Source organism: Pseudomonas sp. PB120 (genome assembly GCF_009761815.1).
Classification (GTDB): Bacteria; Pseudomonadota; Gammaproteobacteria; order Pseudomonadales; family Pseudomonadaceae; genus Aquipseudomonas.
In genome coordinates, this window is the sequence record NZ_RWIN01000028.1 from 96,642 (window position 1) to 112,552 (window position 15,911).

The following is a 15,911-nucleotide window of genomic DNA, read 5'->3' on the forward strand; positions in this document are numbered from 1 at the left end:
ACTCCACTCAGCGGCGTCGTGCTGCGTGTGCGCTGATCTGTAAATGGTGGCCCTGGTCCTGCAGTAGATCGCGCAATCGCAACAGGTCACCGCGCCGGGGTATTCCGGCCATCCACACGCTGCCCGTTTCGTCGAACATCAAGTCGAGCGCCTTGTCGGCGGGCTCGAGTGGGCGATCGTAGTTGCCCAGGCGCGTCCGGCCTATTGGGGTGAGCAGGCTAAGGCGTTGGTTGTCACTGCCACGCAGGGCCATGGATTGGCTGAGTGTTTCGTCATAGGGATCACTGATCAAGGCGTCGATCAGGCCGTTGGCCTGGCGCAGTTTTGCGTCGAGCTTTTCGAGGGGGTAGCCGCTGTAGACCAAGATATCAGCTTGGCTAAGACGACGCAGGCCTTGGAGCAGGCGGAGCAGAGCGTCGAACTGGTCGAATGGTTCACCGCCGGAAATCGTGATGCCCTCTGCCTCGCGCAGCCAGGGCGTAATCTGTTCAAGCAGTTTCTCCGTCGACAAACGGAGATGTCCTGCCCCCCATGTGTCGGCAGAGATACAGCCAGGGCAGCGGATGCTGCAGCCTTGGAACCAAATGCCCAAGCGTCGACCTGGACCGAGGGTAGTAACCGGAAAGTGCACGCGCGACAGGCTCAGCTCCATGTTCAGTAACGTTCCATTGTCAGTCCGCGATTGCTCAACTCGGTGATCCTAAAATGTTCGCCTGGTCGCGCATCCTGGTCGAACAGAGCTCGTGACAATGGGTTAAGCAGATTTGCCTCCAACTGATTGCGGATGCCTCGGCCACCGTTGGACAGGTCGTGCAAGCATAGTCCTTGCAAGGTCTGGCGCGCCTGGATTGTCAATTCGATGAAGAGGTCCTGCGCCTCTAGGTCGCTGAAAGTGGTGTTGACCATCTGGTCGAAGATCTGCACGGCGATGTCTTCACGAATAAAGTCGAAGACAATGATGTTCTCACCGATGCGATTGAGAATCTCCGGACGGTTCAGAACCAGCTTGAAATGCCGGTCGATTTCACTGCGCACCTTGCTCTGGACCTGCTCGAAGGCTTCACCTGGTAGGACATTGGCGACCCGTTCGCCATTGTCGCCATAGCGGTAGATGCCCAGGTTGGAGGTGAACACGATCAGTGCTTCGGAGAAGTACACCCGATCCCCTCGGCCGGAGGTGAGCACGCCGTCGTCGAGGATCTGCAGGAATTTGTCAAGGATGCGCGGGTGGGCTTTTTCGATTTCATCGAAAAGCACCACACTGAACGGTTTCTCGCGGATCGCATTAGTTAGTTCGCCGCCGACGTCATAACCCACGTAGCCAGGCGGTGCGCCAATCAAGCGTTGATCGGCATGCTCGGCACTGAACTCAGACATGTCGAAGCGAATGTAGGCGCTTTCGTCGCCGAATAGCAGGCTGGTGACGGTTTTAGCCAATTCGGTCTTGCCCACCCCGGTCGGGCCGGCGAGGAAGGCAACGCCCCGGGGCCGATTGCCTTTGCGGCCGGCTCCGACGCCGGTCATCGCTCGTTTGACGATGTCGAGCATGTGAGTGACGGCGTGCTGCTGGCCTTTAATCCGCTGGTGGACGATGGCGTCAGCCTGGCGGATGCGCTGACGGTCGATTTTTAGCCAAGGATCCTCTGTGACACCGATCTTGTAGCGGCGTACAGCATCGGCGATCTGCTCCATGGCCACGCCCTCGACCCGTGCCAGTTGCGCGATGGCACTGAGGTCGAGCAACAGCAGCCCTTCGGTGTTCTGTACGAATACGTCCACGGCCTGGCGAGTGGCCTCTTCGTTGGCACCCTGGTTACCATTGAGCCCTTTGAGTAGGGCTGGTGCCAGTGCACGACGCGCCAGTTGGTCGGGTTTGGAAACAGGGATGTGGCGCATGCGGGGATTATCGATCAGCAACCAATCGGGCAGATCACCTTCCTTTTCTACCAGCCAGAGAAGGGTGTTGAAGAACGGTCTGCGCAACTCCGTGGCTGGACGGCTGCGAGCCTGATGGGACAGCACCAGAGCCTGAGTGAACATTTGATGTTCGACAGCGGTAAGTGAGTCGTTGCGCACTACCAAGCGCGAGGCGAAGTCGATCAACAACGCGATGGGCTCACCGGCACGGCCAATCAAGCGCGGTAAAGTGGCGCCGAGTAGGTCAACTCCTGCTGGCGCGATACCGTCAACTGGGGTCAACCCGAGTTCCTGCATCAGTGTATGGCCGGCCGTCGGGTCAGTGCCAGGGATGCTGATCGCTTGGAAGCCGGATACCGGGTCCCAGGCGAGTACATGGGCATACCCTGCATTGAGCAAGGCATTGCAGAGAGTCTGGTTGAAGCTCTGCGCGGTTACCGTGCCAGGCGCCACTTCACTGGCCTGCAGGTCGCGGATGTTGCCTGACAGAACGAACTGGCTCTTCAGCGGCAAGAAGCGCAGAAGGTCACGCAGCCAACGTGGGCTTTCAAACATCTTATTCCCTGACATGTTTCAGCTCGTAACGTTGGTAGATACACGCAGGGTATTGCCCAATGCGAGCATTTTCCAGTCCATCGCTACGAAAGGTCTGTCAGAAATAGTGGTAGATGTGTTGGTCTTAGGTAAACGCCTGGTCAATGCCCCTTAACTGGTTGCTCCAAGCGTTTCTCAAAGCGAATTTAACCTTCCGCTAGACTCTTCAACTGCTGCCAGGGGAGGTTTCGATAGAGGCGACTGCTGTGGCGCTATATTGGGCGCGCAGCGCAGCACCCGTGGAGCAGTAGTGGCCTGTCAGCGCAAAGCAGCTTCGGCAAATCATCAGGTGGTCTATGTACAAATCACGGGCTTGGCGCCACTCAGGTGAAGCGGTGGCGGCGGTGTTATGGGCGCGTTGCTCGATAACCGAACGTATCGTTGCCGGAGGGGGCGGCAAGTAAATTCGTTTCATCAACTACATATTTTTTCGGGGGAACCGAGGGAAGCAAGGGAACCACCAGAAGCTGGTGGGCTCTATCGGTTCCCTCTGTTTTGCTTGCTGGGGAACTGGGGGAACCGCTACTGCAGTTAGACGCCAAGCCAGTTTCAGCGATTCGGCCATTTTACTCCGCCCCGTCCGACGTAGTCACATCTTCATCCGTTAGGACGAGGTGGTAAAGCCACATCTTTTCTCCATCTATACCTACCCGCTTCGCGTTCTTACCGCCACTGCGCTCAGTGATCCAGCCTGCTGCGTTTAACGAACTGATGATGCGGTTTATGTCGTATCCCCCCGTTGCGCGGCATAGTGCTTCACTGGTGAACAGCCAAACGCGTCGGTCTCCTATCGGTGTGTGTTCCGTCTTCCACCAGCCAGCGCGATCTCGAAGGGGCAGGGATGATTTATCATGCAGCTTCGAAAACATTGCCTCCCCATAGCGGGATAGGAAGTTGCGAATGTTGGTTAGTATTTTGGCATTCTCGCTTAAATACTTACCCTGGTTGCTGCGCCAGTCATGGTACAGCACCAACATGGCATCACGGACTGAACCTTCGGGTACAGGCAATATTCCCCAGGTACTAGCCAGCTCACCAGCCATTGTCACAATTGCGAAATGCTCTGCTGCTCGACCTTCCTGCCCATTAACGGTCGGGAACAATCGACGCGACTCCACCAGCGTTGCGGGCAACTCGTGAATTTCACTGCATTCCAGCAGTTTGGTAACAAACTCCGGTCCGGCATGTCCGTAGTGCGTCACGCTGGCGCTGAGAATGGCGTCGGCGAACTCCCGCCCTCCAGGCAAATCATGTAATTCTGCCCATGCACCGAACTCGAACTGGTCAGCACGCACATTGAGCATGCGCAGCTCCTGGCCTGCCCGGCTATGCTTGCCTGCCTCAGCCATGTGCTGAGACAACGTCAGCTCGCCGGATGAAAGCAACATCAGCCGCCAACGCCGATTTTTACGCGCGGAACCCGTGCGCGTTGCTCTGGCCCTACCAACACCATTGGAAACGCAGTAGACCGTTGAGCCGATCTCCTTCGGGTCAGCTTCGCCAATCTCGTCCAAGGCCAGCAGAGTGTCATTGTGCAGGTCAGCCACACCTTCGAGGCCATTGCTGGTGGTACGCCACGACCGCATGAATTCTTTGCCATGGCCCCATACCGATGCACCTGCTTGAACAGCAGCGGACTTGCCTTTGGAACTGTCGCCGTATAAATGGAAACCTCTACCATCGCGTTGCAAATGAAACAACAACGGGCCAGCCAGTGCCGTGCAGACCGCCAGCATCAAGATTGGATTATCTGCACAGCGCTTACCAATTTCGTCTTGCCAGCCTTTTATGGTTCCTCCCTGACGATAATCGTCGAGATTCGCAGACTCGCTCTGATAGATGGCCTCACCCTCGCCGATGTTCTGCTTTGGCATGATGAACAGATGATCGTTGTGCCAGCCGGTAGAGGCGGCCGCGATCATCCGACGCTCTGGGTGCTGGCTCTGTAAATATCGGTTTAGCACTCTGGCAGTGTCGGGATCGATTTCTACTCCCATGTTGAGTAGTTCGCCGCGCAGATCTTCGCCGCTGCCCTTGAGCAGGTGCATCGGCATAGCCCAGTCACGCCAATTTCCCAAGGTATTTTGAAATCGCAGCAGACGCCCGAAGTCGGCACCATCCCTTGAGGTGATGGCCATCACGTGCAGCGGCGAACAGATCCACAGATCGAACTCGATAACCGGCGCGTCTCGCCCTTTACCATGGCGTTGGCCGTGCAGATATACCCCTGCACGCAGCTTCTCGAACGGCTCGTCATAAACCTGATAGTAGGGCCGCTCCCGCGTATCGGTTCCCTCAGTTCCCTTCGCTTCTTGATTGAGGGAACCAGTGAAAGCCCCGTCACTGCAGGCATTCCCCCTCGGTTCTCTTGGTTCCCCCTGCTTTTTAATTGCTGAGTGGGTTTTCGTGTTTTTTGAATCTGATGTTCTCATCTCAGACGGTTCGTACAGGTTGTCCTGTAGGTACTTGCGTACCTGTTTACCCGTCCAGCCGTTCGTTTCGAGATCTGCCAAGTCATAGCCCGCAGGCCAGTTTTGATCGGGTTTGACAATTCGCACCCGTGTGCCGAGTTTTACCAGCTTATCGGCGATAGCCAGCATGGCAGACTCGCCCGGTTCGTCATGATCCGGCCAGCACACCACCTCGCGCGCCGAGAGCGGCTGCAAGTCGGTTTTATGGAAGGCATGGCAGCCTCCGGCCCAGGTTACGACCACAATGTTTAACGCTACTAGCAGGCGCCGGGCGGCGTCGGCGGCTTTCTCGCCCTCGACCAGCAGCACCTTCGTTTTGGGGTACTGTGTCAGCAACTCGACGCCGTATAATGGGCGGGGCTCCGAAAAGGCGCGTTGCCGCCAGCGGCCATCGCTAGCCCACTGCACCGGAATAATCTCTTTGTTCCCCTCATGTTCCAGCCGACACACGTAGCCAATCAGGACACCGTATTCGTCGCGGTAAGGCCACGCCGTTACCACAGGCAGTACGCATTTGGCTTTGGCGCTGTACAGTTTGGATGGCGGTATCTGGTTGGTCGGCGGTGGCCCCGCCTGCCAATTGCTTGCCTTGCCATTCGGCTTGGAGATCGGCGGCGAGTCGCCCGCACGTAGGCGTAGGTGTTGGAGGGCTGTGGGGAGGTCCATGCCCAAATGGGTTAACCAATCGAGATGGTCGCCATTTACACCACAGCCAAAACACTTGTAGCGCTCAACGCCGTGTTCGTCGGTATAGATGCTGAACGAGGGGGTCTTTTCATCATGGAATGGACAGAGGCCTTTGTGCTCGTCCCCCTGTTTCGTTAGCTGGACCGATTCACCGATTAGCTCTGCGAGTAATACTCGCGACTTTAGGTCCGCTATTTGAGTGTGGGCCGTCTCCATGGTCAGCCCCTATCTCTGCGGGTTTTAATACGAATACGACCGTTTTTCAAAAGTCCGGCAAATACGCGAGCGCTATGTCGGGCTTGCTGATAGGTCGGGGTGTCGACCGTGAAAGATGGTAGTGCGGTCAGTGCTTCAACAGCGTCGAGAAAGGCATAGCCGACTGTAGTGTCAGAATGCTCTACGAACAACAACACAGCGGCTTTCTCGATCAGTTGATAGAGCTTCAGCACCGCATCCGCCAATTGCTTCGACTGGTCGTCGCTCTGCTCGATAATGTCGATTAGTTCGTCGATGTAGGATTGGCGAGAGCACTGAATCCTCGATTTTCCGCGGGCGTCGGTCTTCTCCTGGGTACTTTGTTGGTGGGACATTTTTCAGCCCTCCAGGTGTTGTGCGATCCAGGTTTCAATTTCCCGCGAGTCCCAGCCTACGGCCCTAACGCCGATGCGTTTGGCCTTGGGGAAGTGTCCCATTGCGATCAAGTTGTAGATATGAGCGCGGCCAAAGCCAACGGATGCCATAACTTCGGGCAGTCGCAGGATGCGGCGAGAGGGGGAGGTGATGGTTGCAGACATGGCCAGTTCCTTTTGCGCTTAGTAGCGCTTAGTGGGTCTGGCTATGTATTCAATACACATATTTGCTGCTTGGCACCGACATCAATTAGGGCTTAATTGATGTCGGTGCACTTGGTGGTTTAGCTATGTTTCAATCGAAAAATTTTCCATTTGGCAGCGAAATTGATTGGGAGCCTAATTTGTGTGGTCGCTGCGAAGCTTCATCTTTCGAGGTGGCAGGCTGGGAAAAGGATGGGAATCCCCCGGAAGGACATTTGCAAGTGTCTTCCAGGAAGACATCGGCTGGCCAACCATGAGGTGTAGAGTCTTTCCTCTCTGCCTGTATCGCTCAATGGTGCGCGAGACAGCGGGATGCATGCTTTCAACCATAGCCGTGGCTTGAGTATAGGTTTCACCATCCCGCACTTTGGCTTCAACCTCTAGAGCGGCAAAGAACGCCGGTTTTTGGCGCCAATCATTGGTTAGCAGTCGAGGGTGGCCAACGGGCTTCACTTTCAATAGTTCATTCGCTAGCCGATCAGCGGCCTCCATTCCCTCGGGGCTCATTGGCTCATTGGTTCGGAATGCCTTGTAAAGCTCCAAAAAAATTTTGCGCTCAGACCTTTTCATCACAACGCTCCACATAATCGTCTTGATCAGTTTAGCAACCTGCTCGGAAGCGGGTGGAAGCGGGTGGATGAGGCGCCCCTTGTGGCGCGGTCAGACACGTTTGATTGGAATCACAATTGCGGCATTTAAGATCGCCTCGATTCGCTCACCCAGAAGGCGCCACGCTTCGGCCTTTTCCTTTGCATAATCGTGGTGCAAGTAGTGCCGGCGTACCTTTGCCCCACCCAGCAGGTGATTCTGGCAACGGTCGATAATATCCAAGTTGACGCCAAGCTCCTGCATCATCGTGGCGCCCGTGCGCCTTAGGTCGTGCGGTGTCCATTCGCCATTGGTGCCATTGCTCAATACCAGCGTGTTGTCATGGCGGCGTCCTGCGAGTGGCTTGTTGCGATTCTTGAACTGCACCTGCCGGTCGCCTACACGTTTGGAGATACTTTTGAGATCGACGTGGCCGGTATTGTTGGTTGCAGGGAAAAGATAGGATGTGGTGCCAGTGAGTGTGTGCAACTCCTTAAGCTGACGCAAGGCGAAGGACGACAGAAAGATGTGATGGTCTTGTCGCTTTCCGCGATGCCCTTTGGTGTTCTCTGCTGGAAGAAACCAAGTACCTTTGGCGAGATCGACGTGGTGCCATTCGGCCTTGAGTAGTTCGCCAATACGGCAGAGGGTGCTCAAGCATACCCATATTGCGAGCTGGGCTTTTTTCTCCAGGGAGCGGATGCCGGAATATTTTTGGCCAGCAGGCAGGGCATCATACTCATGGTCCATGCGTTCGAATATGTCACGCAGTTCGCGAATTTCATCCGGAGATAAGACGCGATCGCGCTGTTCCTGATAATCGTGATCCAGAAGCTTTTCCACTTCCACCAAGTCGGCGGGATTGCCGTCTATCATCAAGCCGCGCCAAGGCTTCCGTTTTTCTGCCCAACGCAGCATTTGTCCCATGTCATTGTTCAGTATGACGACTGCCCGGTTCAGGCCACGTGCTCGTAAAGTTCGTAGTACGTCTAGTAAGTCCTTCTCAGTCAAATCTCGCAGGGCCTTTTTGCCGATGGCGGGCATCACGTTCTTACCAAAGCTGCGCTTTAACTCTGCATTGCCGTCCTGTCGGGCGACACCATCCTTAATCCACTCTTCAAAGAGGTCGGCTACTGTTAAATTTTCGGTGGCCTTACGCTCGGCCTCAGCAATGACAGCTTCGTTGGCTGCCTGCTTTTTAATCCTGTCGGCCTTTTTCTCATCGGAGGGATTGATACCTTCGGCTACTTTCTGGCGTGCCCGGTCGCGTTCGGCCCGAATGTTGGCAATCCCGGTGTCAGGGAATGTCCCGCATTGATGCCACGCCACCTTGCCATTCCAGCGGAATGCATATTTAAAGCGGATGCTGATAGAGCCGTCCGCTTTTACGCGTACCTCGCCGGATAGCCCACCTCCGTCACTGATGGTGTCGCCTTTCCAGTCAGCAGGGATAGCTTGCAGTTCTTTAACTTTCCACTCTCCGCCTTTGCCGGCTTTGGGGTATCTGGTCATGCTGGTCTCAGGGGTAAACAAAGGGGTAAACAGAAACGCCGGCTGTCAGTAGGCGTTCGTGGATCTTCGTAGACGTGAATTCTAGTCTGAAGCCCTTTGTTTATCTAGGTGCTAGCCGTCTTTTGACGTCTCTATTCGTCCACTGATGTCCATAAAATAATGGCATGGGGTGCTAGGGGTCGAGTGTTCGAATCACTCCGTCCCGACCATATTTTTTAGTGATTTAGCCCAACCTTTTCAGGTTGGGCTTTTTCATGTCTACGCCTGCCAAAAACGCTGAATCCCACGAGCTAAACCCGAAGAAAACACGGCAACCTCAACGCTCCATCACATAGCTTCCAGGTGCCGGGAAAAGGGGCGGGTACTTGCGCGAGCCCAGTTTTTTCGGCGCCGGCAGGCTGTTGCCCGAGCGTTGCCCGATCCATTCGCGCCAATGCGGCCACCAGCTGCCCTGCTGGCGCTCGCCGGCGTTCTGCAGCCAGGTTTCCGGTGTCTCGGCGGCGGCAGGCGCCGCGTAGTAGAACGACTTGGGGTTGCCCGGCGGGTTGACCAGGCTCTGCAGGTGGCCGGCGTTGGACAGTACGTAGGTTGTGTCTTCGCCAAACAGCCGCGCGGTGCCGTAGCAGCCTCGCCACGGGGTGATGTGGTCGGTGGTTCCGCCAATCACGTAGGCCCCCACTTTCACTTGGGTCATGTCGATCGATTCGCCGGCTATCTCCAGGGTGCCCGGATGGCTGTAGGGGTTCTGCTGGACCAAATCCAGGTAGTCCGCGTGCAGTTGGGCGGGTAGCCGTGTGGTGTCGTTGTTCCAGGCCAGGATATCGAAGGCCGGCGGCTGATTGCCCAGCAGGTAGTTGTTGACCCAGTAGTTCCAGATCAGGTCGTTGGGCCGCATCCAGGCGAACATGCGGGCCATGCCCTCGCCACTCAGTACACCTTTGCGCCGGGAGCTGGCCTTGGCCGCGCGCAGGGCAGACGGGGTCGTGAACAGTCCGAGGGTGGTGTCGTCCAGCGCTGAGGGCATGTCGAGCACGCACACGGCCCAGCTGGTGTTGGCCACCTTGTGGCCTTCGTCACGGGCCGCGAGCCAGCCCAGATAGGCCGCCAGGGTGATGCCGCCAGAGCAGGAGCCCCACATGTTCACATCCGGGCTGCCGGTTATCCTGCGTGCCACGTCCACAGCCTGGTCGAGGCACAGTGCGTAATCGGACAGGCCCCAGTCGCGATGTTCTCGGGTGGGATTGCGCCAGCTGATGACGAAGAGGACCACTCCGCTGTCCTGAATCCACTTGATCAGGCTTTTCTCCGGCGACAGGTCAATGGCGTAGTACTTGTTGATTTGCGGCGGCGACATCACCAGCGGTCGGGCATAGACATTGTCGGTGGTGGGTGCGAATTGCAGCAGCTCGAACATTTCGTTGCGAAACACCACTTCACCCTTGGCCGTGGCGATGTTTTCCCCCACCTTGAACGGTGTGCTGTCGACCTGTCTCGGGAGCCCGCGGTTATTCAGCATATCCTCGCCGAATTGGCGCATGCCCCTGGCCAGGCTCTTGCCCCCAGTGTCCACCAGCTTGCGCAACGCCACTGGATTGGTCAGTGGCGAGTTGCTCGGTGCCATGGCGTCGGCCAAGAGTGTCGCCACGAATCGGGCCCGGCTCTTTTCCAGCGGAGCGAGGTCGGTGCCTTCGATGAAACGGGTCAGCTCGCTTTGTCCTGCCAGGTAACTTTGCAGCAGCGCGCGCAGGAAGGCGTTGGATTGCCAGGCCGGATCGGCGAAGCGCTTGTCCTTTGGGTCCGGTGCGATGCTGGAGTTGCCGCCGACGATACCGCGCAGCTCCTTCAGGTAGCCACCCACATGAGCGCCCACCTTGAGCGGCGACTTGCCCATGGCCTTGAGCAGGTAACCGGCCGCGCTGGCCAGATCCGCCGCGCGCACACTGACGAGCGGATTGCCTGCCAGGGTCTGGTTGGCAGCCGTATCGATCAGCCCTGGTTGCTGGGTGTTGTCTGAGAGATCGCCATCTTTGCGAGTGCGGCGCTTTCGGCCGGGCGCAGGAGGGCGCCGGGTGGCGGTTGGGGAATCGGTCGTGCGGGTGGGTCTGCTCATGGCGGCTCTCGTGTTCCCGGGCGCTGCGCCCTTTTGCGGTGTTTTTCACCGACTCTAAGGGGGCAGCGGGTGTGACCACCTCGCATCGCACGACAGCGAATTTTCATTTCATGACAAATGAATCCTGGAGCGACGAACTGGACGGGTGGCCCACAACACCATGGCTCACTTCAACTTGACCTGATTCTCCCCAGCAAATTGCCTGCGAAACCAGTCCGACAGCATGGCTTTCTCGGAATAGAGCCTGTCACTTCTACTGGCGCGCCCCGGCCGTTGCAGATAAAGCTGATCCATGACCCGGGCGTCGGCCTGACTGACAACCTGGCCATTCTGTTTGAGCACGTAATGCAGATCGATGCTGGGCCAGGTGATGTCGCGCATGAAGCGCACCTCGTAGGCATTTGGCCTCCAGGGCTCATAGCGACCGGCCAGGTCGATGTTGCGTATTTCGATTTGCAGCTGCTCACCGGGTGGCAGGTACCGCTCGCCAAGCTTCTGGATGTAGCTGCTCAGCTCTTTCATGACATAAGGATCGGCACCACGCTCATAGCCCGGACTGTCCAGGCTGGCATCGCTGAATTTTTCAGGGTTCTTGTAGACGACTTCGACCGAAGACGCTGCGCTGGCCAGTGGCACGATCAAGAGCGCCAGTAGTGCGATCGAGGTGCAAGCGGTTAACGGACGCATGGCATCACCTCCAGGTGCAGCGCTAATGCGTGCTGCACGATGCCCATTTTACGCCTGAGGCGCGTGTCAGGGCACCGCCATGATCCGTCGAGCCGCCTCGATTTCTGCAGTACAAACGTCAGTCGTTGACCGCCGCCGTGACCATAATTTCCACGAGAATGTCAGCACTGGCGAGGTCCGCCTGAATAGTCGCGCGTGCCGGAGCGCAGCCCTCGGGAAGCCATTCGCTCCAAGCGCCATTCATCGCGGCAAAGTCGCGTCCAATATCTTTCAACCAGATCTGTGCGCTGAGCAACCGGCTGTTGTCGCTGTTTGCCTGTGTGAGAAGAGCATCGATTTTCGCCAGCACCTCACGTGTCTGAGTGGCGCAGTCAGCGTCGCGGGTGTCTGGCACTTGTCCCGAGACGAAGACCTGTGGGCCAAAAACCACAGCGCCGCTGAGTCGGGAATTAACGTTCAGCCGTTTGATCTGCATGAAAATGTCCTGCGTGGGGGGATGGCTCTCCACACTAGGCGATTGCCCGCGATATGACTAATAGAGGATGCGGGGGTATTTATAACCTGAGGTTATTCAGTTCGGCGGTGGTTCGGCGAAGGGCGTTTGAGAACCCAGGGTTTGCAGCAACTCGATAAACCCATGATCTAGTTGCGACAACGTATTGGACTCATGCACCAGCGCCGCCAGCTTGAAAGGAATTCTCGGACGTACCGGCCGGATGAAGCACCCTGGCTTGAGCATGGCTTGCGCGGTGAGCGCATCGACAATGGCGTAACCGCACCCTGCTTGTGCCAACGCGCAAGCCACGTAATAGGTTTGCACCTTAATGGCGCTGTCCGATGGCTGTTCCTCACCATTGTCCAGAAAAGGCAACAGGCCGCCGAGGGGGTCATCCTGGGGCAGGCGAATCTGGCTTTGCGTGGTCAGGCTGTCGAGCATCAGGGGCGAGGTGTCGGGGTCGGTACTGAGGCAGACCAGTTCCGATTCGCCCAGGAGCACACTGCGGATTCCAGGATGATGCGAGGGGTTGAACACGATCGCGATGTCGATCTCCCGTGCCAGCAGACTGGCGATCAAACCTGATGTGTGACCGGTCTGCAGGTCGATCATTACCCCCGGTTGACTGGCCCGGCTCATGGCGATGGCCTGAGGCAACAGGCTAAGCCCCAGGCTGGGGACGCAACCCAGGCGCAGCAATCCTTCCGGGTGTTGGCGCAGGTTGCGCGCCAGGCGCCGGACGTTTTCCAGTTCACGGAATACTTTCTCGACTTCCGGCCCCAACAGCTCGGCTTCATGGGTCAGTTGCAGACGACCTTTGACGCGTTCGAACAGGCTGAAACCCAGCTGCATTTCCATGTGCTGCAGGGTCTTGCTGACGGCGGGTTGGGAGATGCGCAGAATCTCGGCAGCGCGACTGACCGAGCCGGTCAGGCGTATGGCCTGGAACACTTCAATGTGGCGTAGACGCATGCTTCCCTCGTGTCTAAACCCATAACCCCAGGCTATGGATGCGGTCGCTATTGATATTGGACGGTGCCAAATGCGGCTGTCAACAATGGCGCCACGGGCTTGTAGTGAGCAGGCCGGCGATCGAGGAAGCGTGGCAATGCATGTATGTGTGATCGGGGCCGGTGTAGTGGGGGTGACAACCGCATGGTATTTGGCCCGACAAGGACTCAAGGTCACGTTGGTCGACCGCCTAGAGGCGGCGGCGCAAGGCGCCAGTTACGCAAATGGCGGCCAATTGAGTTACAGCTACGTGGCGCCACTGGCAGGCCCGGGCGTGTTGGGCAACCTTCCGGACTGGTTGCTGAATGCCGATTCTCCTTTGCGTTTTCACCCGCGTCTGGACCTTCACCAGTGGCGCTGGTGCCTGAATTTCATGCGCGCTTGCACCGCGGGTCGCAGCCGTCAAACCACCGCTGAATTGCTTGAACTTTCCTATTACAGCCGTGAACTGGTACATCAGTTGACGGCGCGTGAGGCGCTGCAATTCAACTACCGACGCAATGGGAAACTGATCGTTTACAGGGATAAAAACTCCCTGGCGCAGGGCATGCAACAAGTCAGGTTCCAGGCTGCACTGGGTTCGCAGCAGCACGGTCTGAGCACCGAGCAGTGCGTCGCCCTGGAACCCGCTCTGGCGCATATTGCGCCAGCGCTTGCGGGGGCGATTCACACGCCGAGTGAGGAGGTGGGGGATTGCCGACTGTTTACCCAGGCGTTGCTCGACCGGTTGCTGGCGACAGGGCAGGTTGAAACCCTGTTCGGCACCGAGGTGTTGGGTTTGCGCCGTGAACGCCAGCGCATCGCCGCCGTGGTGACCGCGCAAGGTGAGTTGCAGGTCGATGGCGTGGTGGTCTGCTCCGGTGTCGCGAGCAGGCCCTTGTTGAAGGACCTCGGAATGCACCTGCCGCTGTACCCGTTGAAGGGTTACAGCCTCGATGTGCCGCTGACTGAAGACAACGCACGCACGCTCCCCGGCATCAGCGTCACCGACAGTGCGCGCAAGGTCGTCTATGCCCCCCTGGGAAAATCCCTGCGCGTGGCGGCGATGGTCGACATGGGCACCGGCAATGACCGAATCGATCCTGTGCGTATCGACCTGTTGAAAAAACAGGTCCGCGAAACCTTTCCCGGGCTGGACCTGTCGGGTGCGTTGCCCTGGGCCGGATTGCGTCCGGCCACTGCGCTGAGCAAGCCCATTATCGACGTCACCCGCTTGCACAATCTCTGGCTGAATGTCGGTCACGGTGCTCTGGGTTTTACCCTGGCGTGCGGCAGCGCCAGTGCCTTGGCGGCGCTCGTCTGTGGCGAGCAGCCCGCGATCAATCTGGCACCGTTCAGGGCTGGCCAAGTGTGTTGATCTTCTGATATCGAAGGCCTTGAGTGGCCCGTAACGTGCAGCGCAAAACGATCCTGATTAGTCATAAAAACAGAGAGGGAAGTGATGAGGAAGATTGAATTGTTCGGTGGGAAAACACGATTGGCGTGCGGGTTGCTGCTGGCCAGTGCAAGCGCACTTTTGCTTCCGGATGCCAGCGCGCTGGCGTCCACATTGCGATTGGGGATCGCAGCCGATGCGCTGACGCTTGACCCCATTCATACCAATGACAACCCGGCGGTATGGACCGAACTTCTGATCTTCGATCAGCTGGTCCGCACGGGTACCGATGGCAAAAACCTGGAGGCCGGTCTCGCGCAGAAGTGGGAAATATCCGCCGATGGCAAGGACTACACCTTCCACCTGCGTCCCGAGGCGAAGTTCTCCAACGGCGAACCGGTCACGGCTGACGACGTGGTGTTTTCCCTCAAGCGCGCGGCCAGCGAAACCTCGGACTGGGGACGATTCTTCCGGCCCATCACGGGCTTCACCATCATCGATGAACACACGATCAAGCTCTCCCTGGACAAGCCTTTCACCCCGATGCTGAGCAACCTGGCGATGTGGAGCGCGTCGATTCTTCCCCGTAAAGCAGTAGAAGCACAGGGTGATGCGTTCTTTGATAAACCGGTGGGCAGCGGTCCGTTTGTGATCAGCGAATGGCGCCGGGGCGAGAAGATGGCGCTGAACAAGAACCCGGGCTATTGGAATCCGCAGAAACCGAAAGTGGACAGCGCGGTGATCAACATCGTGGCGGATGACAACGCCCGCGCGCTGCGTTTGCAGGCGGGTGAGCTGGATGCGATCGTTGGCGTACCGTTCAACCAGATCGAACAGCTCAAGCGTGATCCCAACCTGAGCGTCGGTCTCGCCGAAGCCCTGCGTACCGAACTCATCCAGCTCAACACCCAGGTCAAACCCTTCGACGACGTGCGTGTGCGCCAGGCGCTGAACTATGCCATCGACAAGACCGGCCTGATCAAAGGCGTGTTGCGCGGCAATGGCAGCGTCGCGACTTCACCACTGCCGGTCATGGCCTACAACAACACGGACATCAGCGCCTACCCCTACGATCCGGAAAAAGCCAAGGCACTGTTGGCCGAAGCCGGTCTGGCAGGCGGTTTCAAAACGAAAATGCTCGTGGCTTCCGGTGATGCCACACACCGTCAGGTGGCGAGTGTGATTCAAAACTCGTTGAAGAAAATCGGGATCGAGGTGGAGTTGCAGCTGATCGAAAGCAGCTCGCAATTCAGCACCACCAAATCCGGTAACTACGAGATGGCATTGAGCTTCACCACCAGTGACACCATCGACCCAGACCAACTGGTGGGGTTCACCTCGGTCAATCCTGAGCGGGCTGACGCCATGCACACACGCTGGAAGGATGCCCGGGTCAACGAACTGTATGAGCTGGAACGCAGCACGCCCGACGGCGAAGAACGCGGCAAGCAATTCAAGGAAATCGAAGCCCGGGTCCATGAGGGCGCGCCGTTCATTTTCCTCTACCACCAGAAAGCGCCTTACGCCGCCAGAAAGAACGTTGAAGGCTTCGAGGTCTTGCCGACGTCGAACTATCGCCTGGAAGACGTCAGCGTCAAGTAATCGAGTCAGCCACACACGCCATGACCTG

The 15,911-nt window shown here is 57.7% G+C and carries 13 protein-coding genes; 2 read left to right on the plus strand and 11 right to left on the minus strand.

Annotated elements, in window-relative coordinates; translation table 11 throughout:
• Positions 1-7 precede the first annotated feature (7 nt).
• The 11 genes from EJA72_RS04465 to EJA72_RS04515 form a co-directional block, all read right to left on the minus strand.
• Positions 8-652 carry a 4Fe-4S cluster-binding domain-containing protein gene (locus EJA72_RS04465; RefSeq protein ID WP_157710313.1) on the minus strand — a complete coding sequence of 215 codons (645 nt, stop codon included), beginning with the start codon at positions 650-652 and terminating at the stop codon, positions 8-10.
• A 2-nt stretch (positions 653-654) separates the two neighbouring features.
• Positions 655-2,487 carry an AAA family ATPase gene (locus tag EJA72_RS04470; RefSeq protein WP_157710314.1) on the minus strand — a complete coding sequence of 611 codons (1,833 nt, stop codon included), beginning with the start codon at positions 2,485-2,487 and terminating at the stop codon, positions 655-657.
• 590 nt (positions 2,488-3,077) lie between these two features.
• Positions 3,078-5,885: a DUF927 domain-containing protein gene (locus EJA72_RS04475; protein WP_157710315.1), complete on the minus strand. Its 2,808-nt coding sequence runs from the start codon at positions 5,883-5,885 to the stop codon at positions 3,078-3,080.
• A 2-nt stretch (positions 5,886-5,887) separates the two neighbouring features.
• The gene (locus EJA72_RS04480) at positions 5,888-6,259 is read right to left on the minus strand and encodes a hypothetical protein (protein WP_157710316.1); all 372 of its coding nucleotides are present in this window, start codon (positions 6,257-6,259) and stop codon (positions 5,888-5,890) included.
• Positions 6,260-6,262: 3 nt separating this feature from the next.
• Positions 6,263-6,463, minus strand: a complete 201-nt coding sequence (locus EJA72_RS04485) for an AlpA family transcriptional regulator (protein ID WP_157710317.1) — start codon at positions 6,461-6,463, stop codon at positions 6,263-6,265.
• A 174-nt stretch (positions 6,464-6,637) separates the two neighbouring features.
• A complete protein-coding gene (locus EJA72_RS04490; protein ID WP_157710318.1) occupies positions 6,638-7,072 on the minus strand; it encodes a hypothetical protein in 435 nt (144 codons plus the stop codon).
• Positions 7,073-7,162: 90 nt separating this feature from the next.
• Complete coding sequence (locus EJA72_RS04495; protein ID WP_157710319.1) at positions 7,163-8,602, minus strand: site-specific integrase; 1,440 nt, start codon at positions 8,600-8,602, stop codon at positions 7,163-7,165.
• Between the two features lie 316 nt (positions 8,603-8,918).
• The gene (locus EJA72_RS04500) at positions 8,919-10,712 is read right to left on the minus strand and encodes an alpha/beta fold hydrolase (protein WP_157710320.1); all 1,794 of its coding nucleotides are present in this window, start codon (positions 10,710-10,712) and stop codon (positions 8,919-8,921) included.
• A 165-nt stretch (positions 10,713-10,877) separates the two neighbouring features.
• Complete coding sequence (locus EJA72_RS04505) at positions 10,878-11,399, minus strand: DUF3016 domain-containing protein (RefSeq protein ID WP_157710321.1); 522 nt, start codon at positions 11,397-11,399, stop codon at positions 10,878-10,880.
• A 118-nt stretch (positions 11,400-11,517) separates the two neighbouring features.
• A complete protein-coding gene (locus tag EJA72_RS04510; RefSeq protein ID WP_157710322.1) occupies positions 11,518-11,874 on the minus strand; it encodes a RidA family protein in 357 nt (118 codons plus the stop codon).
• 96 nt (positions 11,875-11,970) lie between these two features.
• The gene (locus EJA72_RS04515) at positions 11,971-12,867 is read right to left on the minus strand and encodes a LysR family transcriptional regulator (RefSeq protein ID WP_157710323.1); all 897 of its coding nucleotides are present in this window, start codon (positions 12,865-12,867) and stop codon (positions 11,971-11,973) included.
• A 136-nt stretch (positions 12,868-13,003) separates the two neighbouring features.
• On the opposite strand from EJA72_RS04515, the gene EJA72_RS04520 reads away from it, so the two are divergent.
• Positions 13,004-14,263 carry a D-amino acid dehydrogenase gene (locus EJA72_RS04520; protein WP_157710324.1) on the plus strand — a complete coding sequence of 420 codons (1,260 nt, stop codon included), beginning with the start codon at positions 13,004-13,006 and terminating at the stop codon, positions 14,261-14,263.
• An 84-nt stretch (positions 14,264-14,347) separates the two neighbouring features.
• A complete protein-coding gene (locus EJA72_RS04525; protein ID WP_157710325.1) occupies positions 14,348-15,883 on the plus strand; it encodes an ABC transporter substrate-binding protein in 1,536 nt (511 codons plus the stop codon).
• The last annotated feature ends 28 nt before the right edge of the window (positions 15,884-15,911 follow it).